We start from the raw sequence: 21,106 nt of genomic DNA on the forward strand, positions 1-21,106 counted from the left end.
ACGGTGGCGATGCCCTTGTCGAGGGCCTCGCGCGGGGTGGAGAAGCGCACGGGGGTGCCGTCGACGAGGAAGTCGCCCTCGGTGTGCTGGTGCAGTCCGGAGATGATCTTGATGAGGGTGGACTTGCCGGCGCCGTTGTCGCCGAGCACGCAGGTGACGCGGCCGGGGTGGACCTGGAGGTCGACGCTGTGCAGGGCGCGGACGTTGCCGTACGACTTGCCCGTCCCCCGCAGTTCGACGATCGGGGCGTCCGTGTCCGGTGCGGCGGCGTCCCCGTCGGGAAGGACGGCGCCGTGGGTGCCGGTTTCATTGGTTGTCATGCGGGTCACCTCCGGGTCGCCGACTGGCGGACCCACAGATTGATCAGGACGGCGCCGAGGAGCATGACGCCGAGGAAGGCCTTGAACCAGTCGGGGTTCCAGCCGGCGTAGACGATGCCCTGCTGGACCATGCCGAACATGAAGGCGCCGAAGACCGGGCCGATCGCCGAGCCGTAGCCGCCGGTCAGCAGACAGCCGCCGATGACCGCCGCGGCGATGTAGATGAGCTCCTGGCCGACGCCCTCGCCGGACTGGACGGTGTTGAAGGTGAACAGCTGGTGCATGCCGACGAACCAGGCGCCGAGGCCGACCAGCATGAACAGGGAGATCTTGGTGAAGGTCACCGGCACACCGACGGCGCGCGCGGACTCCTTGTTGCCGCCGACCGCGAAGATCCAGTTGCCGTACTTGGTGCGCAGCAGCACCCAGGTGGCGATCGCCGCGAAGACCAGCCAGTAGAAGACCGTGATCTTCACCTGGACGCCGCCGATGTCGAAGGACGAGGCGAAGATCTTCTTCGCCTGGTCGAACCCGGCCATGTCGCTGATGTCGTCGGTGGCCACGTTGGTGGTCACGAGCTTGGTGACCGCGAGGTTGGCGCCCTGGAGGATCAGGAAGGTCCCCAGGGTGACCAGGAAGCTGGGCAGCCCGGTCTTGACCACCATCCAGCCGTTGAAGAAGCCGACCGCGAGCGACACGATCAGCGCGGCGAACACACCGACCCACACGTTCATGGTCAGTTGGTAGCTGAGCATGCTCGCGGTGAGCGCCGAGGTGAGCACCGCGACACCGGACGACAGGTCGAACTCGCCGCCGATCATCAGCAGGGCGACCGGCAGGGCCATGATGCCGATGGTCGACGACTGGTACAGGATCGTGGACATCGAACTGCCGTCACGCACCGGCGGTGCCGCGATCAGGAAGAACACGTACACCGCGGCGGCGCCGAGAAAGACACCCACCTCGGGGCGGGCCAACAGCCTGAACACCAGCGGCCGTTGGGAGGCACGGCCATCGGTCTTCTGTGGGCCGGAGGCCGGCGGTGTGGTCACCGCCGGCTCGGCGTGCTGGGTCATACCCATCACCTGGTGCCCTTCGCGGCGAACGCGGCCACGGCGTCGACGTTGGACTTGTCCACGAAGGCCGGCCCGGTCAGCACCGGCTGTTCACCGCCGCCCATGTAGTTGCCGTTGTTCTTGTAGAGCCACAGGGAGTCGATCGCCAGGTAGCCCTGGAGGTAGGGCTGCTGGTCCACGGCGAACTCGATGGTGCCCTGGTCGATGGCGCCGGTCAGCTGCTTGTTGAGGTCGAAGGTGGCGATCTTCGCCTTGCTGCCGGCCTCGGACACCGACTGGGCCGCGGTCAGCGCGAAGGGGGCGCCGAGGGTGATGATCTGGTCGATGGAGGAGTCCTGCTTGAGCTTCGCGGTGATCGTCGACTTCACGGACGGCATGTCAGTGCCGTTGACGAACAGCGTCTGCAGCTTGCCGGAGAAGGTCTTCTCCACGCCGTCGCAGCGCTGGGTGAGGCCGATGTTGCCCTGCTCCTGGACGACACAGACGGCGTTCTTGGCGCCGGTCGTGTTCAGCTTGTTACCGAGGGCCTCGCCCGCGACGGTCTCGTCCTGGCCGAAGAACTCCATCAGGCCGAGCTTCTTCCATTCGCTCACACCGGAGTTGAGGCCGACCACGGGGATGTTCGCGGCCTTCGCCTTGCCCACGACGTCCTTGAGGGCGTCCGGCTTGGCGAGGGTGATGGCGATGCCGTCGACCTTCTGGTCGATCGCGTTCTGGACCAGGTTGGCCTGGTTGCCCGCGTTCGGGTCGGCGGAGTAGATGAGCTTGATGTTGTCCTTGGCGGCCGCGGCCTCGGCACCCTTGCGGACGATGTCCCAGAAGGTGTCGCCGGGCGACTGGTGGGTCACGAGCGCGACCGTCATCCGAGGAGTGGTGGCCTTGCCCGCGGAGGCACCGGCCTCGCTCTCCTCGGCCTTCTTGCCGCCAGAGCTGCTGGAGCAGCCTGCGAGGGTCAGGGCCGCAGCCGCGGCGACGGCCACCACCGGGGTCATTCTGCGGGAGCGGAAGCGAGAAGAGCGGTCCATCTTACCTGCACCTCACTGGGCTACTGAAAAAAGCAATCACGGGGATTCAGGGCCCGGGACCTCGGAAGACCCGGGTCGTATGTCGCGAAAACGCGGCAGTTGCGCTGGGACGGGATCCAATCCTTTGCCACGCCCACTGTCAATACTTTGTTAAGACATCATTTCACAAGCAGGTCCGAATGTAAGTACAAACCATTGACAGCGCGGTCCCCCGCGGCCTACACCTGGGGGCGGCGGGTCCCGCGGGACCCGTCTCCCCCCGCACAGCTCGAGGAGGTCGCGCATGGCCGGATCAGCCAATTTCTTCGACCTGATCACTATGGGCCGAATCGGAGTCGATCTCTACCCCCAGCAGTCCGGCGTGCCGCTGGCACGCGTGGAGAGTTTCGGGAAGTTTCTCGGGGGTTCGGCCGCGAACGTGGCGGTCGCCGCCGCCCGGCTGGGCCGCTCCACCGCGGTGATCACCCGCACCGGCGCCGACCCGTTCGGAGTCTATCTCCACCAGCAGCTCCGCGAGTTCGGGGTCGACGACCGCTGGGTGACACCGGTGGCCGGGCTCCCCACCCCGGTGACGTTCTGTGAACTCTTCCCGCCGGACGACTTCCCCCTGTACTTCTACCGCCGCCCCAGCGCCCCCGACCTCGCGATCCACACCGACGAGTTGGACTACTTCGCCATCCGCGCCGCCCGGATCTTCTGGATCACCGGCACCGGCCTCAGCGAGGAGCCGAGCCGCTCGGCGACGCTCGCCGCCCTGAAGTCCCGCGACAAGGCGGGCACGACGGTGTTCGACCTCGACTGGCGCCCCGCGCTGTGGAGCGACACGGCGTGGCGGGATCCGGAGGAAGCCCGGCCCTACTACGCCGAAGCGCTCCGGCACGCCACCGTCGCCGTAGGCAACCTCGACGAGTGCGAGATCGCCACGGGCGTGCGCGAACCGCAGGCGTGCGCCGAGGCGCTGCTGGCGGCGGGTGTGGAGCTGGCCGTGGTGAAGCAGGGACCCAAGGGTGTCCTCGCCGTGCACCGCGACGGCACGACGGCTCAGGTCCCGCCCGTCCCGGTCGAGGTCGTCAACGGGCTCGGCGCGGGCGACGCGTTCGGCGGCGCGCTGTGCCACGGCCTGCTCGCGGGCTGGGAGCTGGAGCGCACCATGCGGTACGCCAACGCCGCCGGCGCCCACGTCGCCGCCCGCCTCGCCTGCTCCTCCGCGATGCCGACCGGGGCCGAGGTGGAGACCCTGCTCGCGGGGGCTCCGGAGCCGACGACCGCCTGAGACGGATCCGGTCCGTACGAACGCCCGAGGCGGGTGGCCCCGTCTCCGTACCGCTGCCGGCCCACCGCCCGCCACCACCACCTGCGACCCCGCTCCCGACCCCCCGAGGGAGGTACGCCCACATGGCGAAGACCGGCGGCTACCCACGTGCTGCGACCACCCGCACGCTGAGCTCCCTGGACTTCGCCCTGGACCGGAGCAGTCCGGTGCCGCTGTACTACCAGCTCGCCCAGCAGCTGGAGGCGGCGATCGAGCACGGCGTGCTCGCCCCGGGTGACCTGCTCGGCAACGAGATCGACCTGTCGGTACGTCTCGGGCTGTCCCGGCCGACGGTCCGCCAGGCCATTCAGTCCCTGGTGGACAAGGGCCTCCTGGTGCGACGGCGCGGGGTCGGCACACAGGTGGTGCACAGCCAGGTCAAGCGCCCGCTCGAACTCAGCAGCCTGTTCGACGACCTGGAGGCGGCCGGACAGGGACCGGCCACGCGGGTCGTGCGCAACGAGAGTGTCCCGGCCCCCGCCGACGTCGCTGCCGCCCTCGGCGTCGCGGAGGGCAGCCAGGTGACCGTCCTGGAACGGCTGCGCTCCACGCACGGCCAGCCCGTGGCCTTCCTGTGCAACCACCTCCCCGCCGGTCTCCTCGACCTGGACACGGCCAGGCTCGAGTCGACCGGTCTGTACCGGATGATGCGCTCCGCCGGCATCACCCTGCACAGCGCCCGCCAGACCATCGGCGCCCGCTCCGCCACCGTCGAGGAGGCCGCCCTCCTCGACGAGCGGGAGGGCGCCGCACTGCTGACCATGCGGCGCACGGCGTACGACGACACGGGCCGGCCGGTCGAGTACGGGACGCACATCTACCGCGCCTCCCGGTACGCGTTCGATTTCCAGTTGCTGGTCAGAGGCTGAACCGCAGGACCGCCTTGACATACGGGCATAACGGTCCAAGATGTACATATACATCGTAAACATACGGACCAGGACTCGTCGGCCCTACTCCGGGAGGCACCGACATCATGAGCACTTCTGACCTGAGCAACCACCCCGTCTTCGCTCCGCCCTCCACCAACGGCGGCCCTTCCGAGCACGGCTCCCGCAGGGCCGGCGACCGGCGGGCTCACCCCTTGCGCCGGGCGGAGGACCAGCCCCCACCCCGCGCCACCGTGAGCCTCGTCGTGCCCGCCCGCAACGAGGCGCGCAACATTCCCTGGGTCTTCGAGCAGATCCCGGACTGCGTCGACGAGGTCATCCTGGTCGACGGCGACTCCAGTGACGCCACGGTGCACATGGCCGCGGACTGTCTGCCCACCGTCCGCCAGGTCCGGCAGAGCGGTCCGGGCAAGGGGAACGCCCTGCGCACCGGCTTCCTCGCGGCTACGGGCGACTACATCGTGATGATGGACGCGGACGGCAGCATGGCGCCCGGGGAGATCCCCCACTTCCTCCACTTCCTCGACAACGGCTACGACTTCGTCAAGGGGTCGAGGTTCATCGCCGGTGGCGGCTCCCTCGACATCACCCGCATCCGGCGCCTGGGCAACCACGTCCTGCTGACGGCCACCAACCGCCTCTACCACGCCTCACTGACGGACCTCTGCTATGGATTCTGCGCCTTCCGCCGCAGCTTCCTGAAGGATCTCGACCTGCACTCCACCGGCTTCGAGATCGAAACCGAGATGATCACGCACGCACTCCGTTCCGGTCTGCGCATCGCCGAGGTTCCCAGTCTCGAGCTGCCCCGCCGCAGCGGCCGCTCCAACCTGCACGCGATATCCGACGGCCGCCGGGTGCTGCGGACGCTGCTCTCCGAGCGGCCGCATACCCGGACGCCATCGCCGACCAGAGGGAGCACGGGGTGATCACCGCCCCCCGGCTCCCCGCCGGTGCCCGTTCGACGGTGGATCCGTTGCTGCTCACCGAGCCCGCCTACACCCCGGTCCGGGTCGTCGACATCGATCTGGCCCGACCGTACGGATTCCGTGGACCCGGCGGCGGCGCCGTCGTCCGCCCGGCAGGCCCGGTGCTGGCACTGGTGCGGCTGCACGGTCATCCGCTGGGCGTGATCCGGACGGCCGGCGACCGGGCCGTGAACGGCGGTGGCGGCCCCGACGAGCTGTGGCAGTTCCTCGCGTGCACGGCGTTCCGGCGGTTCGCCGCTCCACTCGCCCGGCACCTGGAGGCCGACGCCGTTTACGGCCACCTGTACGACGCCCCTCCCGGGGCCCCGCCGGCCATGCGGTCCGGCCGGCTGCCCCACCCTTCGCTCCTCGGTCCGCAGGACCCGGGCCCGCTGCCCTGCCAGGCCGCGCGGCTCCGCGTGCTCCGCTCCCCGCCCGCCATCAGCGTGATCGTCGCCACGCACAACCGGCCCGAGCTGCTGCGGCAGTGCCTGACGTCCCTGCTGCGGACGGAATACCCCCGGTTCGAGGTGATCGTCGTGGACAACGCACCCGCCGACGACACCACCGAGCGACTGGTCCGGGACGAGTACGGCCCGAGGGTCCGCTACCTCCGGGAACCGGTGGCCGGCCTGGCCCGCGCGCACAACCGTGGCCTGGCCGTGGCACGGGGCCGGATCGCCGCCTTCACCGATGACGACACCCTGGTCGATCCGGGGTGGTTGGCCGCACTCGCCGAAGTCTTCGAGAAGGACCGCGGCATCGGGTGTGTCACCGGCCTCATCGTCCCGGCCGAACTGCGGACCGCGGCACAGGCGGCCCTGGAGAACCACGGCGGCTTCGCCAAGGGATACACCCTGCGCACCTGGTCCCTGCGCGCCCCACCCGAGGATCCCCTCTTCCCCTTCACCGCCGGACGCTTCGGCTCCGGCACCAACATGGCGTTCCGCGTCGACCAGTTGCGCGCCCTGGGCGGATTCGATGCCGCCACCGGTACCGGAACGCCCGCCCACGGAGGCGACGACCTGCTCGCCTTCTTCAGGGTCCTGGCAGCGGGCCAGACCCTGGTCTACCAGCCGGACGCGGTCGTCTGGCACCGCCATCGCCACACCGCGGACGCCCTGGACGGCCAGGCATTCGGCTACGGCGCGGGGCTGGGCGCGTACCTCACCAGTGCCCTGCTCCACGAGCCCCGCATGCTGCCGGCCCTGCTGCGCAGGCTCCCCAGAGGTATCCGGTACGCCCTCGCTCGGACACAGACACGGGCGGAGGCAGGAGCCGGCTGGTCACGGCGGCTCGCGCTGCTGGAGTTGCGCGGTCTGCTCTACGGACCGCTCGGCTACCTGCGCAGCCGCCGCCTCCTGAAACGGGACGGCAGTGGCGGAGGGCAAGGAGGAGCCGCGACATGATCCCCGAACCGTCCCTCTCCGTCATCGTGTGCGCCTACACCCTCGACCGGTGGGAGGACATCCAGGCGGCCATCGCCTCGATACGGTCGCAGCACCGGCCGGCGGACGACATCGTGCTGGTCGTCGATCACTGCCCACAGCTGTGGCGACTGGCGCGCCGCTCACTGCCAGGCATCCGTGTGCTCCCCAACCTGCAGCGCAAGGGTCTGTCCGGGGCCCGGAACACGGGCGTCGCAGCGGCGCACGGTGACGTGGTGGCCTTCCTCGACGACGACGCGGCGGCCGGCCCTTCCTGGACCGAACACCTCCTGGCGCACTACGACGATCCCCGTGTCGTGGGCGTCGGAGGACTCGTGGTCGCGAACTGGCACACCGGCCGCCCGGCGTGGTTCCCGCCGGAGTTCGACTGGGTGGTCGGCTGCTCGTACCGGGGACTGCCCCGGCGCCCCGCCCCGGTACGCAACTTCATCGGCGCCAACATGTCGTTCCGCAGGGACGAACTGCTGGCGGTCGGCGGCTTCCGCACCGACCTCGGACGGGTGGGGTCCCGGCCCCTGGGCTGCGAGGAGACGGAACTGTGCCTGCGGATCACGGCCCGCCACCCGGACGCGGTGCTTCTCTACGAGCCTTCGGCGGCGGTCCGGCACCACGTTCCGCAGGCGCGTGCCCGCTGGCAGTACTTCGGGCGGCGCTGCTACGCGGAAGGGCTCTCCAAGGCGCTCGTCGTGCAGCACAGCAGGAGCAGAGCAGCCCTGGCCAGTGAACGGACCTATCTGCGGTCCACCATTCCCCGCGCCTTCCTCCGGTCGGTGCGGCCAGGCCGGCCCGCCGCCCTGCGCACGCTCACGGCCTTGTCCGCCGGAGTCGGCGCCACCGTCGCGGGCTACGCCATGGGCCGGATCCGCTCCCTGCGTTCCGCCGGGATCCGTCCGCCCGGTCCCGCGTCGCCGATCGGCCCCGTGCTGCGCGGTTCCTCGGACACGGGAACGGGGAGGGTGGCGTCACGATGACGCATGCGCCGGTGCCTGTCTTCGTCTACCACTCGGTGTCCGTGGACCCGCCGCCGTGGATCGCCCCCTTCACCGTGCACCCCCGCGCCTTCGCCGAGCAGCTCGGCCTCCTCGCCGACGACGGCCGCGTCATCGTTCCGTTGCGGCGACTGGTCGAGGCCATGCGGGGCGGACCGCCCCTGCCGCCCCGGTCGGCGGTGCTGACGTTCGACGACGGATTCGCCGACTTCCACTCGACGGTGGCCCCGCTGCTCGCCGCACGGCGGCTGCCCGCCACCCTGTACGTCACCACGGGCGCTGTGAGCGGGCCCGGCGCACCGGAGGACCGGGGAGGAACCCGGGGAAGCCTGTTCCCGCCCGCCGCCATGCTGACGTGGCGCCAGGTGGCGGAGCTGGACGCGCTCGGTGTCGAGATCGGCGGGCACACCAGGACGCATCCGCAGCTGGACACCCTGCCACGGCGTCAGGCCCGGGAGGAGATCGAGGGCTGCAAGAGCCGGCTCCAGGACACGCTGGGGCATCCCGTCCACTCCTTCGCCTACCCGCACGGCTATTCCAGCCCCTCGGTGCGCCGCCTGGTGAGCGAGGCGGGCTGGACGTCGGCCACCGCCGTCCGACTCGCCTTCAGCTCCGGCGGGGACGAGCCGCTGCGCATCGCCAGGCTGATGGTGCGGGCCGACACCGGCCGGGAGCGTTTCCGGTCGTGGAGCCGGGGCACCGGCGCCCCCGTGGCGCCGTTTCCCGAGGGCACGCGTACGACGGCATGGCGCGCCTACCGCCGGCTGCGGGCAGGCGTCCACCGGCCGTACGCGGCACTTCCTCGCCGGTCGGACACGTGACGCTTCCGGTCACCGCTGCCAGACACGCACCCAGTCCACCTTCATCTGCGCCGATTTCACGGACGAGGGCGGTGATTGCGGAACGCCCACGGCCAGGTTGAGCAGAACCTCCATGGGCACGCGGGGAATCCGCTCCGCACCGGTCACCCGGAACCGCCGGACGCCGTCCACGTACCAGCTCAGCTCGTCGCTCGTCCAGCGCAGCCCGAACACGTGGTATCCGTCGGCGAAGTCCACCGGACCGTACGTGCCCCGCGCCTTCCGGCGGTCACCGTCCTGCTGCCGCCAGTGCACGTACATGGAGACCTGCCGTGTGGTCCCGAGAAACTCCATGATGTCCAGTTCGGGGGGCGTGAACCTCGACGCGGGCATCATCCAGAAGGCCGGGAACATGCCTGCCTGCGAGGGAATCCTGATGGCCGCCTCGAAGTACCCGTAGGTGAAGGTCCGCCGGGGCCGCGCGTCCCAGTCGTCACGGCCGGTGGAGATCATGCCGGACGCCCAGGGGTAGGTCTTGCCGTCGCTGCCGGGGGTGGAGCGCCGGACGGCGGCCAGCGTCAGGGCACCGTCTCCCACCGAGACCTGACCGGGCAGGTACCACTCCTCCTCGTCGTTGCCGCTGTTGGTGCACCCGTTCTCGTTCCAGTCGTAGCAGGTGGCCCAGCGCGCGGTGTCGAGCTCCGTGCCGTTGAAGTCGTCGTGGAAGACCACCTTCCAGTCGCCTTCGGCCAAGGGCTTCGGCGCCGTCGTGTCCCCGCCACCGCACGCCGCCGCCAGCACCAGCGCGACCGCGGCGAGCGCTCGCCCGACAGCATGCGACGGCATGGCCATCAGCCCTTCCTCGTCGGCTGAGTGCCGTCGGGAGCGGCCGGGGCGCCTTGCTCTTCTCGGCGGTGAGGTCCGTCGGACCGGGGGAACAGTGCCAGGCCGGAGGTGACGACGGCTAGGGCGATCAGCACGCGTGTGGTCGTGAACGCGCCACTCAGGTAGAACGCCACCACGGCGAGCACCGACAGCGACATGCTGATCACCACGGCCAGGACGGCCGTCTCCAGAGCGACCGCCCGGCCCGCCCTGCCCGCCCCGGGCGACGCGGCCGGCCGGGCCCACCGTGCGGCCGCCAGCCCCGGGCACAGGAGCAGGAACACCGTCGTGACGAGCACGCGCAGAGGGGCGCCGTCCGGCAGGGCGCGGACCGCCGCCCAGGCCAGCCAGCCGGACACCGCCAGTCCACAGCGAAGCGGGAGGCCCCAGCGGAGCCCGGGTACCGGTCGCAGTGGTGCCATCAGCCCTCCCTCGTGTCCGGGTTCTTGTACTGGTAGACCACGGCGTCCTGGTTGCGGTACACGGGAGCGAACCCCGGTGCGCCGGACATCGCGGCCTCCAGGCGCTGCATGGTGTCGGCGGGCAGCGTCCCGTTGAGGTAGCAGTCCTCGGCCTGCGCGCGGGTCAGGACGATGTAGGCGGGTTGGCTCTCGGTGGCGTTCACGACGAACGGCTCCAGGCCCGCCAGCGGGTCCCGCACGAGGCGTCGCCGGTCCGCGAGGTCCTGCTCGTCCAGTTCCAGCCGGGGATGCTTGTCATAGAACGCGGCCAGGCCGGGCACGGCCGAGGTGAGGGAGACGATCAGGGACCCGGGTGGGGTGATGGCCGTGACGAAATGGCCGGCGGCGGCCTCGTCCTTGGTGAAGTGGTTCGCCGCTTCCTTGCCGTAGTAGCCGAAGACGAGTCCGCCGATCATCGCGAGCAGCAGGGGACAGACGGCGATGGCACGAAGGAGCGGCCGCCTGCCCCAGCGGAAGAACAGGGCGGCGACCAGGAAGGCGGCCGCGGGCAGCGCGAACAGGTAGGCCCGGAAGATCATCTCGCCGCCGTAGGCGTTCGCGGCCAGCACCGGCAGCGGAGCCACCACGAGCAGCCAAAGACCGGTCCGGCGGACCCAGGGCCGAACCAGGAACGCGACGGCCGCGAGCAGGAAGACGGCGGCCGACAGGCCCCGGTCGACCCAGGACACCTGGACCTGCCCCGGGGCCGCGGTACCCAGCGAGGCCAGACCCGACACGACGTTGGCATCGGGGTGGACCAGTGCGCCCACGAAGTCGTGCAGGTTGGCCGACACATAGGACCGCGCGATCGTGGCGTCCCACGCCGCGATCAAGAGCACCGTACAGGCCAGGACCGGCAACACCACCCGCCGGTTGCGACGGGGAAGCGAGAGCGCAGCCAATGCCGCGATCAGCATGATCGGCGTCAGCGGATGCGAACAGGCGATCACACCCGCTATCAGCACGACAGGCACCAGCCTGCCGACGGGCCAGGCCCGGCCGGCGGAGTCCTGCGGACGCAGGTCGGAGGAGGGCAGCTGCACCAGGACCAAGGCGATCAGCGTGACGAACAGCAGGAAGCCGAGCGCCTGGGGTGCGAAGTAGTCCTGCCCCACCCAGGAGCACGAGTAGTAGATCCACGCGGCCCCCCAGATCATCCGCCGATCACGTGTGACCGCCCGGTACATCAGCAGCAGCGGGCCGAGCAGCAGGGCGTTGAAGGCCGGCGGCGCCCAGGCCGCGTAGCCGAGCGACGACTCGATGCCCGTCGCCTGGACGAAAAAGGCGTTGAGGTGGAAGAAACCCGGCCATTGGTTGTAGATGTCGAACTTGTCCGCGTTCGGGACGTCGCCCTGGTTGCGGATCATCGCGTCGACGACCGCGACGTGCTTCCACGCCCAGCCGTAGCGCAGAGTCGGGTAGACCAGCGTGGGAGTGGCGTGGATGACGGCGATCAGCCCCAGGACGTAGGCCGCGAACCAGCCACCGGCCGTCCTCCGGTCGGACAGTGCCAGGCAGAAGCCGCCGGCGAGCAGGCCGAGGGCGACCCAGAAGAGCACCGGCAGCACCTGCAGCAGGCCGAGGTCGCCCATTCCGTCCAGTCGCACATCACGTATGGACACCAACCAGAGGGCGAGCGCGCAGGGCAGCGTCCCCCGCGCGATCCACTGACGCGCCGGGGTTCGCCGCGCCACGCGCCCGGTCGCGGACCTGTCGGACCGCAGCGCCTCGGCATCGGCGTCCTGCGCCACACGACCGTTCGTCAGCGTCGGGCGCTTTCCCATGGAGATGCCTTCCGCGGAGCAGGTGCGACGTGAGCGCACGGCGGCGCATGGGAGGGCACTCCCCTTCGACGGTTCACGGCAGCCCCGTTCGTCGGTCCGCTCGTCGGTCCACACCGGCGATCAACCGCCCGACATGCGGCAATAATGCTAAAAAGTACGTTACTGCCGTTTGTCGTGATCGGCAGTGTGTGGGGGTCCGTCACGGAAGCACCTGGGCCGCGTCGGCCGGCAGAGGGAGAGCAGTGAGGCCACGAGCGAGGAGAGCACGATCCGGGGCCGGGAACCGCGGTAAGAAGCGGTTCGTCGCCTCGACAGGCGCACTGGCGGCACTCCTGCCGGCAGCGGGCTGCGGTGTGCCGGGATCGGACGACGACGTTCCCCGGCCCGACCATGTCGTGGTGGTCATCGAGGAGAACCACGGCTACGACGACATCATCGGATCGGCACAGGCCCCGTACATCAATGAGCTGGCCAGGCAGGGCGCCTCCCTCAGCCAGTTCTACGCCCTCACCCACCCGAGCCAGCCCAACTACCTGGCACTGTTCTCCGGCTCCGCCCACAGAATCAGCGGGGACAACTGCCCCAACACCCTCACGAGCCGCAATCTGGCCTCCGAACTCCTGCAAGCCGATCTGACCTTCACCGGTTACGCACAGAGCATGCCCGGCGTCGGCTTCACCGGCTGTGCCGACGGTCCGTACGTACGCCGGCACAACCCCTGGGTGAATTTCCACAACGTTCCTGCTTCCGCCAATCGCCCGTGGACCGACTTTCCGCACGACTTCAAGGATCTGCCGACCATCTCGTTCGTGGTGCCGGACCTGGACCACAACATGCACGACGGCGGCGTGCGGAAGGCCGACAGCTGGCTGCGCGACAACCTCGGGGACTACGCGCGCTGGGCGATGACCCACAACAGCCTCCTGGTGGTCACCTGGAGCGAGGACGCGGGCGGAGTACAGGCGACCAATCGCGTTCCGGCCGTCCTCGTCGGAGAGCAGGTCCGGCCGGGCCGCTACGCCCAGCCGAACAACCTGTTCGGACTGTTGCGCACCCTGTTCGACGCGTACGACCTGAATCCCCTCGCCAACAGTGCCGATGCCGAGCCCCTCGAGGTCTGGAAGGACGATGCGTGACCGGCGCCGGAGAGCCGCTCCGGTCGCAGACCCTTCCCCTCCGGCTTAGCCTGAGCAGAAGGAACCGCCCGAAGACCGCACGATGCGCAGCCACTTGATGGAGTCACCGCAAACACGGACTCCCCGTCCGGGCCATTCGTCTCCGCCCAGCCCGGACCCCGCATGCCCGGGAGCCACCGACCGGCGGTCGCGATGAGCCCGGTCCTGGGGAAGCTCCTGCGGTGGGGAAACGACCCCGCGGCCGGGCCGCAGTCAAGGGACCAGTTGCTGCGCAACGGTCATGTGCTGACGTTCAACTCGGTGCTGACCGCGGCCCTCGGGGCGGCGTACTGGGCGTTCGCCGCCCGCGTGTACGACGCCGACACAGTGGGCCGCAACTACTCGGCGGTGTCGGCGATGATGCTGCTCGCGGGCGTGGGCCAGCTCAATCTGACCAACGTGCTGCTCCGGTTCGTCCCCACGGCGGCGGACCGCACCCGGCAGATGGTCACCAGGGCCTATCTGGCGGCCGGCGTGTCGACGGTGCTCCTCGCGGCCGGGTTCCTGCTTCTGCTGCCCGTGCTCTCTCCGGGCCTGGCGTTCCTGCGTGACCCGCTGCTCGGGCCCTTCTTCGTGCTGGCGAGCGCGGCCTACGCGATCTTCGTCATCCAGGACGGGGTGCTGACCGGGCTACGGCGCACGGACTGGGTGGTGCTGGAGAACGCCGTGTTCGCGGTGGGGAAGATCGTGCTGGTGGGGGCGCTGGCCGTCGTCCTGCAGTCGAGCGGGATCCTGCTGTCGTGGGCGCTCGCGGTGCTGGTCGCCATCACGCTCACCAACGGCTTCCTGTATGCCAGAGCCTTTCCCCGGCACGCAGAGAAGGCGCTGGACGAGAGGGCCGACGCCAGCAGACCCACAGGCAGGTACATCACGGCGGACTACGTCGCCGCGTTGTTCTGGCTCGGCGCGACGGCTCTGCTTCCGATCCTCGTCCTCAACAGCCTCGGTCCCGACCAGGCGGCGTTCTTCTCACTGGCCTGGCTCGCCGGGTTCTCGCTGTACCAGTTGAACGCGAGTATGGGCGAATCGCTCATCGTGGAAGCGGCGAACGACCCGTCGCAACTGGTCAGGCAGTGCCACCAAGTGCTGCGGCACACCGGGATGCTGCTCGTGGCGGGGACGGTGCTGCTCTGCGCGGCGGCCCCCCTGGTGCTGCGGGTGTTCGGGACCGACTACGCACGCAACGGGGCCGGACTGCTCCGGCTGGTGGCTCTGTCCGCCATTCCCAATCTGGTGGTCATCACCGCCGTCAGCGCCTGCCGGGCCCAGCGCCGGCTGCGCATGCTGGTCGGCATCCTGGCCGTGGTCTGCTCGCTGTCCACCGTCCTGTCCCTGGTGTTGCTGCCGGTCATGGGAATCGCAGGGGTGGGAGCGGGCTGGCTCATCGCGCAGACCGCGGTGGCCCTGTGGCTGTGGTGGCAGAAGCCGCGGTGGCTGCCTGTCGGCCGGTCGGCGCCGCGGAGGGGCAAAAGCCCGGCCGCCCCGTCCTGAACACGGGTGCCGACGTATCGGCCGGCCCCGAGCAAGGCTTCCGCATTCCGGTGCCGGACCGGACCGGCCTCACGGGCCCACGGCTCCCCGCTCGGTGAGACGGCGCTCCACGGCTGCACGCAAGCCGTCCATCCGCCCCTGCAACCGGGTCAGCGGCATCCGCTCCAGCCGGTATTCCGTGAAGGGGCGCTCCGCGGCAGCGAAGCGGGTCTTGAACTGCGCCAGTGACGCGACACCGCCGGACTCCCCCATCTCGAAGTAGCGGCACCCCGCGTCGCACGCCTGCTCGATGGAGCGGAGCAGAAGGAGCTGGTTCGCCCGCAGCGGGCCGACGGCCTCCTTGTCGCTGCAGCCACGCCAGTGGACGCAGACACCACCGGCGACCAGCGCGATCACCGCTGCCACCGGTCGCCCTTCGAGGACGGCGACCGAGATGCGGCAGGTGCCCGGAAGTGCGGCGGCGACCGCGTGGAACTTGGCGAGTGGCTCGGCGCGCATTCCCCGCCGTCGTGCCACGGCCACGGGCAGGTGCCGCTCCCGCGCCCGCCGGTCGAGCCACCGCACGTAGACGTCGTAGAAGGCCTCGACCAGTTCGGGCGAGCTCCCGCTCACGACGGTCAGACCGGCCTGCTCGGCCGTGCGTTCCGCTCTGCGCATGTTGCTTCGCGCGTTCTTGGACCACCGCTTGGACCATATGACGTCCATTCCGCCGGTGAGGTCGAGAACGTGCACGGTGCGCGGCACCGAGACCAGTCCCGGCGCCGGGCCCGGCCAGGCAGGTGCTGCGAGGAAGGACGGGCGGATGCTGGTGCGCAGTGCCCGGTCGGCGACGAGGTCGGCGAGCACCAGGGCGACCTCGTGGGGCCGCACCCCTCCGGATGCCAGAACGCCTCCCGAGCCCCAGCCGGGAGGGAACGACGCCCGCACGGCGAGCGGGTGCGGCCGCTCCGGCCGGCACACCATGGGCAGGACGAATTCCCGGCCTTCTTCGGTCCGGTAGAGCCGGCCGGCGTCCTGCCAGCCGCCCACCGCGCAGACGCAGTCCACCCATGCGGGCAGGTGGAACGCCATGGCTCCGGGATCGGCGGCGAGCACCCGTGCCCAGGTCTCACGCGGAACCGGGCTCATGGCCCGTACCAGCCCCTCGTCGCTGCGGATGTCCCATTCCCGCGGCTCGTGCTGCCGAACCCGCCGGTGACTCATGTCGGCCTCCTCAGGTTGAGCGTGAAGTGGACCGCCCAATGCCGCCTTGATCGCTTCAGGAGCCGGCCGACCGCGGTTCTCATCGCTGCCGGCTCTCCCCGAAAGGCAGCCCTGCTGATCCCGCGGTCCCGGACCGGCCCAGGGCCGCCCGGGCCCGCGCGAGCCGGAGCAGCCGGGCGGGCAGTCCTGCCCGGCCTGCCTCGGACACCGCCAGCAGAGCCGTCAGGGCCGCGTCGGCGGGTGACAACGCGGGCGGACGGCAGCGGGGGCAGCCTCCTGGGGGGTGCCCCAGCAGCAGCTCCACCGCGTCGGCCAGTCCGGCCTGGTAGGGCCGCCGAAGGACGGTGAGCCCCGCCTCCCGCACCGCGGCGGCGGCGTTGCCCGGCGCACATCCGTGCCGGGCCCACCGCAGCAGCCGGATGTCTGTGGCGCTGTCGCCGACAGCCAGCACCGGGCGGGTGTCCTCCGGGGCGCCGAGCAGTTCCAGCAGCGCCGCGAGGCCCGTCGCCTTGTCGACGCCCAGGGGAACGAAGTCGGTCTGCGTCTCGCCCGGTACGACGGCGAAACCGGCGGCTTCGGGACGGCCGGAACACTCGCGCACGGTCTCGTCGTCGAGCCCTGTGCGGTTCCTGCCGGAGCCCCGGTGCGCCCGCACGCACCACCGGTACTGCGGATCCAGTGTCACGGACGGCAGCCCGGACAGCAGCGCAGCCAACGCCGTGCGGTCGGGACCGGTCACGAGCGGCGTCGAACGATCGCGCACGGCGTCGTACACCACGGCGCCGTATTCGGCGACGCCGCCCAGCAGTCCGTACGCCCGGCAGCGGTCGCGCACCTCGGGCACCGGACGTCCGGTGGCCGGCACCACCTGGTAGCCGTGAGCGCGTAGGGCCCGCAGCGCCATCATCCCGATCGGCGCGGGTGCCGGGGCACCCGACAGGTCCGTCTCCAGAACGCCGTCCACGTCCAGCGCACACCACTCACCCGAGGGCCGCGCGATGGTGTCCACGACAGCGACGCCCTCGGGGTCGAGGTCCCTGAGATAGAGACCGCCCAGATACTCCTGCACGGCCCGGGACCGTGCTCGCCGCGCCTCGGCCTCGTGCATGGCGATGCCGACGCCCGAGCGGGCCAGGCGCTCGGCGTTCCAGCCGTGCACGGCCCCGTACACGCACCAGCGGGCCGCCGGAATCCTGCTGCCCGTGAGCCGCTCGTAGTCGGCCACCAACCGGTCCACGTTCTCGGGCAGTGCCTGCGCCGCGCCCGCCAGGTCGTAGGCCGCGTCGTAGTCGGCCAGGTCCAGATGGCTGAAGAACCCGTCGTCGAAGTCGGTCTTGACCCATCCCTCGGGGCCGGGCCACCAGCGACCGAACTCCGTCTGCCCGTCCACCAGGGAGGCCGCCGGGGTGCGCAGCAGCTCCCTCAGCAGCGGGTCGATCAGCAACGGTCGCAGGGGGTCCGCCAGTCGGCCGCAGCCGCCGGCGAACACGCGCGCGCCGGCCTCCCACACCGGCTGGCGGCCGGTCAGCAGGTGGCCGCGGTCGGCCGGAAGCGGCAGCCGTTCGCGGCGGCGGGCGACATAGCGGACGACGTCCGGCGCGCAAACCTGTTCCGTGCGGGCGAGGTCCACCGACCGGTCGGGCTCACCGGGCAGCCGTTCCCGCAGGAGCACTCCGTCGTGGAATCCGTACACCCGGGGCACCAGATCACCGAGCGCGTCGGCGACCCTGAGCGCATGGCGGCCGAGGTAACCGGTCCCCGCTCCCTGAGCGACCAGGTGGAGCTCCTTGTTGCCGGATTCGGTGTGCACCAGGACGGTGAGCGGTACCTCGAGGTGGGACCAGCGGGACGGCAGCCCCGGCTCGCCCGCCGACAGCGCGAGCACCTTCCGGTCCGGCAGCAGCTTTGCCAGGGTGCCGCGCAGTGACTTCTCCCGCATCCGGTCCCTGATGTGCCAGTCGGCCGGCGGCAGTACGACGCTCGGATGCCCGGCGATGGATCCCGGTACCGGCTGGTCGCCGAAGGCGGCGAAGAGCATGACGATCCGCTCGGCGGGAAAACCGAGCCGCCGCAGCCCCTGAGCCGCCGCGACCAGGGTCAGGCCGGTGGACGGCGGATCGTCGATGAGCAGCGCCAGCGCGCCGTCCCGCCCGGCGGAACGCAGCGCTGCGGTGTCCGCACGCGAGGACGCCGCGGCGGGTCTGGCCGAGCGGACCTCCACGTCGGCGTATCCCCCGGCGCGGAGGGCGGCCGCGGCGAGCGGGGCGAGATAGCCGCCCGAGGTGAGCAGGCCGACGACAAGGAGCCGACGGCTCCGGTCGGGATACCGCCGGGCGAAGCGTGCGACGAGTTCGACGACATCCCGGGGGTGCTGGTCGAAGCTGCGGAACGAGGACGGGGGCCGCAGCAGACTGCCCGCGAGCACTGTCGCGACCGGCTCGGGCACCTCGGCGCCGAGGCGGCCCAGCAGGCAGGACGCCCGCCCGGTGACCGCGCCCCGGCCGGCGGTGTCGCCGTAGGGCGGTGCGGCGGTCACCGCGTCCGCCAACGCGTCGGTCAGTCGCTGTGCCACCGAGCACCAGGCCCTGAGGCGATGGACGGCGGGGAACAGCCCGGCAGCGGTCACGGCGCCGTTCAGCGCTGGACGCAGCACCTTGCCGGCGGGTGTGCCGTGGAGCGTGCGCGTGGCTCGGCTGATCAGCCAGGGGGTGCCGTTCAGCCGGTCCTGGCAGATCTGGACCGTGCCGGCGGCGAAGAGATAGGCGTCGAGCAGGTCACCCCGGCCCACGGCGTCGAGCAGCCCGCGGTGCAGCTCGGTCACGTCCGCGTGCAGGTCGGGAACCACGTGCCCGTCGGCAGGGAGGTCGGCATCGGGAATCGGGATCACTCCTCGCGGGCTCGGACCTGGGTCGCCGGAAGACCCTGCCGGCGTCCCGTCCGGCATCCGGCGGGAGCGGCTGTCAGGCATCCCGGAAACGGATCACGTGTTTGACGGCCGCCCGCAGTCTGCGCTCGGCCGCGGTGGCGGGAAGCCGCTCACGGAAGTAGCGGGGAGACGAGAAGCTGTCCGCGCCGAAGCTCTCCTTGAACGCGGCGAGGGAGGATTCCGGGCGGGACTCCCCCATGTCGTACCGCCGGCAGCCCGCGGCGCACGCGTCCTCGATCGCCAGCCGGTGCAACAGGTGGTTGGCGCGGACGGGATGGGCCAGTTCCCGGTTCATGGCCCCGCGCCACAGCTTGGCGTGGGTGCCGTGGCGCAGTACGACGATCGCCGCCGCGGGTTCCCCGGCGCGCCAGGCCATCCAGATCGAGCAGGACTCGCCGAGCCGGGCCGCCACGGCTTCCAGCTGTCGTACGGGGAAGGCTCTGGTCCTGCGCCAGCGGGCCAGAGCCAGCGGTTCGTGCTGCTGCGCGGCCCAGCGCACGATCGACTGCTCGTACAGCGCGTAGAAGGCGGGGACGAGCCGGCCGGTGCGGTCCACCTCCACCTCGACCTCCGAGCTTTCGGCCCGGCGGACCGCGCGCCGTGCGCGCTGGTGGAAGCGGCGCTCCCAGACCGTCGTGAATCCGCCGTCGAGGTTCAGCGCCTGTGTCGTGTGGGGCTCTCGCCGGAAGTCCGCGGGCGCGGCGCTCGCCCACATCTCCGCGTCCACCGGCCGGAACCGCACGCCGATCCGGAAGGCCGGTCGCCGCGCGAGATCGTCGAAGACCGCCCGCGCCTGCGCAGGACCGACGCCCCCCGAGAACACGGGTCCTCCGATGCCCCAGTCGGCGGGCCAGGACTCCTCCGCGTCCAGCCGCTCCGGGCGGCGTCTCCTGCGCGCGAGGGGGAGCACCAGCCGACTGCCGTTCTGGAACTCGTAGAGGCGGCTGGAGTCCCGGTACGGGCCTGAGGCGCAGAGGCAGTCGAGCCATGCCGGAGTCTGGCTGACGTGGGTGTGCACGTCTTGGCCGGCCAGCTCCCACCAGGTCGCCCGGGGCACGGGCGTGGTGATGTGTGCGGGACCGGCCGGCGTGTCGATCAGGAGCACAGAGGGTGCGTTCACGGCCTTCTCCTGCCGGGCTTGCGGATCCCGCAAGGGCGACGTTCGCGGGGCGGAGACCCACGTGCGTCCACGTAACGATCGTAAGCGGGACGGACAGGGCGGGCATCTCGGATGGAACCGGACAGCGGGGTCCGCTCGTCAGCCGGTCACGTGTGTGGCCACCTCGTCGAGCACGGTCACGACGTTGTCGTCGACCCATCGGTGACTGCGCCCGTACCGGGCCGATTTCGTCACGTTGCCCGCCGCATGCCACAGCCAGGCCAGCAGCGCGAGAGCGACCTCTTCCCGGTCGTCCTGCGCCGGGACCCCCGCGTCGGCGAGAAGCCGCCTGTCTTCGGGCGGCAGGGACCCTCGTCGCACCACGTCGGCGACGACCCGCCCGAACTGCCGCCCTCCCCGCTGATGCCGCATGGTCAGGACGAAGGTGTGGCAGTCGAGCAGGGACGGGCCTTCGGGGACGGCGCCCGCCCAGTCGATCACCCCGCACAGCGCGCCCCGCTCCTCCTCCACCAGCAGGTTCCCGGGGTGGAAGTCACCGTGGGTCCACGCCACCAGCAGGCGGCGGCCGGTCAGTTCGCGCACCAGATGGTCGCCCAGCAGCGTCAGAGCTTCCGCGCCCCTGCCCCGGCGGCACCAGCGGACCTCCTCGGCCAGGGCGGCCAGCCGGGGGTCGACCCAGTGGGCCACGAACGCCGTCACGTCCTCTGTCCGTCCGGTGGCCCGGTGCAGCTCACGGATCGCCCTGAGAGCGGACACGGTGACCTGGCGGGTCAGCTGCGGCGAGCGCCGCAGCAGCGCGTCGGCGCCGATGCCGGGCAGGCAGCTTTCCACCACCAGCGGCAGCGGCCCTTCCAGCCGACGCTCCTGCACCGTGGGCAGCAGCCGGCGCCACAGGCCGAGGCGGTCGTCACGAGCCAGCCTTCCGACCACTTCACATTCGTGCGCCAGCGATGCGGTCGCACGGGGGCTTCGGGGGTGCTTGACCACCACGGGCTGTGCGCCGCCGACCCCGAGGCGGAAGACCAGCAGATCGGAGAAGGTCCGCTGCGCCCCTCGGGGACCGCCGTGGGAGTCACCGTCAGCGCCGAGCGAGGCTGTCAGCCGCCGCGCGGCCAGAACGTCGGCGGGACGGGTCAGAACACCGGCGGGGCGCAGGGGCAGGAGGCCCCGCAGCTCCTCTGTGAACGTCATCCGTCCCTCTTCCGGCCAGACGGCAGCGCGCCCTTCTTTTCA

General features: G+C 71.0%; 18 protein-coding genes. 8 read left to right on the forward strand and 10 right to left on the reverse strand.

All coding sequences use genetic code 11. The annotated features are described in order from the left end of the window. From ACZ5XS_RS16185 to ACZ5XS_RS16195, 3 genes are all read right to left on the reverse strand, one after another. A partial coding sequence (locus ACZ5XS_RS16185; RefSeq protein WP_468651698.1) for an ATP-binding cassette domain-containing protein occupies positions 1 to 320 on the reverse strand: 320 nt, incomplete at its 3' end. Positions 321 to 325: 5 nt separating this feature from the next. Beyond that, a complete protein-coding gene (locus ACZ5XS_RS16190) occupies positions 326 to 1,402 on the reverse strand; it encodes an ABC transporter permease (RefSeq protein WP_468651700.1) in 1,077 nt (358 codons plus the stop codon). Further along, the gene (locus ACZ5XS_RS16195; RefSeq protein WP_468651702.1) at positions 1,402 to 2,421 is read right to left on the reverse strand and encodes a sugar ABC transporter substrate-binding protein; all 1,020 of its coding nucleotides are present in this window, start codon (positions 2,419 to 2,421) and stop codon (positions 1,402 to 1,404) included. Before ACZ5XS_RS16195 ends, ACZ5XS_RS16190 begins: the two co-directional genes overlap by 1 nt. Before the next feature lie 283 nt (positions 2,422 to 2,704). Here ACZ5XS_RS16195 and iolC point away from each other — a divergent pair, with 283 nt between their 5' ends. The 6 genes from iolC to ACZ5XS_RS16225 all read left to right on the forward strand — a co-directional run bounded on the left by iolC (position 2,705) and on the right by ACZ5XS_RS16225 (position 8,849). Beyond that, positions 2,705 to 3,694, forward strand: coding sequence for a 5-dehydro-2-deoxygluconokinase (gene iolC, locus ACZ5XS_RS16200; RefSeq protein WP_468651704.1), 990 nt, complete (start codon positions 2,705 to 2,707; stop codon positions 3,692 to 3,694). Between the two features lie 122 nt (positions 3,695 to 3,816). After that, positions 3,817 to 4,602, forward strand: coding sequence for a GntR family transcriptional regulator (locus tag ACZ5XS_RS16205; RefSeq protein ID WP_468651706.1), 786 nt, complete (start codon positions 3,817 to 3,819; stop codon positions 4,600 to 4,602). A 107-nt stretch (positions 4,603 to 4,709) separates the two neighbouring features. Continuing rightward, a complete protein-coding gene (locus tag ACZ5XS_RS16210) occupies positions 4,710 to 5,552 on the forward strand; it encodes a glycosyltransferase family 2 protein (protein WP_468651708.1) in 843 nt (280 codons plus the stop codon). Next, positions 5,549 to 7,000 carry a glycosyltransferase family 2 protein gene (locus ACZ5XS_RS16215; protein WP_468651710.1) on the forward strand — a complete coding sequence of 484 codons (1,452 nt, stop codon included), beginning with the start codon at positions 5,549 to 5,551 and terminating at the stop codon, positions 6,998 to 7,000. The genes ACZ5XS_RS16210 and ACZ5XS_RS16215 overlap by 4 nt, the downstream gene beginning before the upstream one ends. Further along, positions 6,997 to 8,010: a glycosyltransferase family 2 protein gene (locus ACZ5XS_RS16220; RefSeq protein ID WP_468651712.1), complete on the forward strand. Its 1,014-nt coding sequence runs from the start codon at positions 6,997 to 6,999 to the stop codon at positions 8,008 to 8,010. Before ACZ5XS_RS16215 ends, ACZ5XS_RS16220 begins: the two co-directional genes overlap by 4 nt. Then, positions 8,007 to 8,849, forward strand: coding sequence for a polysaccharide deacetylase family protein (locus tag ACZ5XS_RS16225; RefSeq protein ID WP_468651714.1), 843 nt, complete (start codon positions 8,007 to 8,009; stop codon positions 8,847 to 8,849). The genes ACZ5XS_RS16220 and ACZ5XS_RS16225 overlap by 4 nt, the downstream gene beginning before the upstream one ends. A gap of 9 nt (positions 8,850 to 8,858) precedes the next feature. Here ACZ5XS_RS16225 and ACZ5XS_RS16230 read toward each other — a convergent pair whose 3' ends face one another. The 3 genes from ACZ5XS_RS16230 to ACZ5XS_RS16240 are packed head-to-tail and all read right to left on the reverse strand — an operon-like array spanning position 8,859 to position 11,958. Next, positions 8,859 to 9,680: a glycoside hydrolase family 16 protein gene (locus ACZ5XS_RS16230; RefSeq protein WP_468651716.1), complete on the reverse strand. Its 822-nt coding sequence runs from the start codon at positions 9,678 to 9,680 to the stop codon at positions 8,859 to 8,861. Further along, on the reverse strand, positions 9,680 to 10,135 hold the full coding sequence (locus ACZ5XS_RS16235) for a hypothetical protein (protein WP_468651718.1): 456 nt from the start codon (positions 10,133 to 10,135) through the stop codon (positions 9,680 to 9,682). Before ACZ5XS_RS16235 ends, ACZ5XS_RS16230 begins: the two co-directional genes overlap by 1 nt. Beyond that, entirely contained in the window at positions 10,135 to 11,958 is a 1,824-nt protein-coding gene (locus tag ACZ5XS_RS16240; protein WP_468651720.1) for a glycosyltransferase, read from the reverse strand. Before ACZ5XS_RS16240 ends, ACZ5XS_RS16235 begins: the two co-directional genes overlap by 1 nt. Positions 11,959 to 12,311: 353 nt before the next feature. On the opposite strand from ACZ5XS_RS16240, the gene ACZ5XS_RS16245 reads away from it, so the two are divergent. Together ACZ5XS_RS16245 and ACZ5XS_RS16250 are read left to right on the forward strand one after the other, a co-directional pair. After that, positions 12,312 to 13,094: an alkaline phosphatase family protein gene (locus ACZ5XS_RS16245; protein ID WP_468651722.1), complete on the forward strand. Its 783-nt coding sequence runs from the start codon at positions 12,312 to 12,314 to the stop codon at positions 13,092 to 13,094. A gap of 162 nt (positions 13,095 to 13,256) precedes the next feature. Further along, positions 13,257 to 14,624, forward strand: coding sequence for a lipopolysaccharide biosynthesis protein (locus ACZ5XS_RS16250; protein ID WP_468651724.1), 1,368 nt, complete (start codon positions 13,257 to 13,259; stop codon positions 14,622 to 14,624). A 69-nt stretch (positions 14,625 to 14,693) separates the two neighbouring features. Here ACZ5XS_RS16250 and ACZ5XS_RS16255 read toward each other — a convergent pair whose 3' ends face one another. The 4 genes from ACZ5XS_RS16255 to ACZ5XS_RS16270 all read right to left on the reverse strand — a co-directional run bounded on the left by ACZ5XS_RS16255 (position 14,694) and on the right by ACZ5XS_RS16270 (position 21,064). After that, positions 14,694 to 15,827: a GNAT family N-acetyltransferase gene (locus ACZ5XS_RS16255; RefSeq protein WP_468651726.1), complete on the reverse strand. Its 1,134-nt coding sequence runs from the start codon at positions 15,825 to 15,827 to the stop codon at positions 14,694 to 14,696. Between the two features lie 79 nt (positions 15,828 to 15,906). After that, positions 15,907 to 18,714, reverse strand: coding sequence for an HAD family hydrolase (locus ACZ5XS_RS16260; RefSeq protein ID WP_468651728.1), 2,808 nt, complete (start codon positions 18,712 to 18,714; stop codon positions 15,907 to 15,909). Positions 18,715 to 18,787: 73 nt separating this feature from the next. Continuing rightward, positions 18,788 to 19,873, reverse strand: a complete 1,086-nt coding sequence (locus ACZ5XS_RS16265) for a GNAT family N-acetyltransferase (RefSeq protein WP_468651730.1) — start codon at positions 19,871 to 19,873, stop codon at positions 18,788 to 18,790. 138 nt (positions 19,874 to 20,011) lie between these two features. After that, positions 20,012 to 21,064, reverse strand: a complete 1,053-nt coding sequence (locus tag ACZ5XS_RS16270) for a phosphotransferase family protein (RefSeq protein ID WP_468651732.1) — start codon at positions 21,062 to 21,064, stop codon at positions 20,012 to 20,014. Positions 21,065 to 21,106: the final 42 nt, after the last annotated feature.

It is taken from the genome of Streptomyces sp. NPDC033131, from assembly GCF_055578365.1.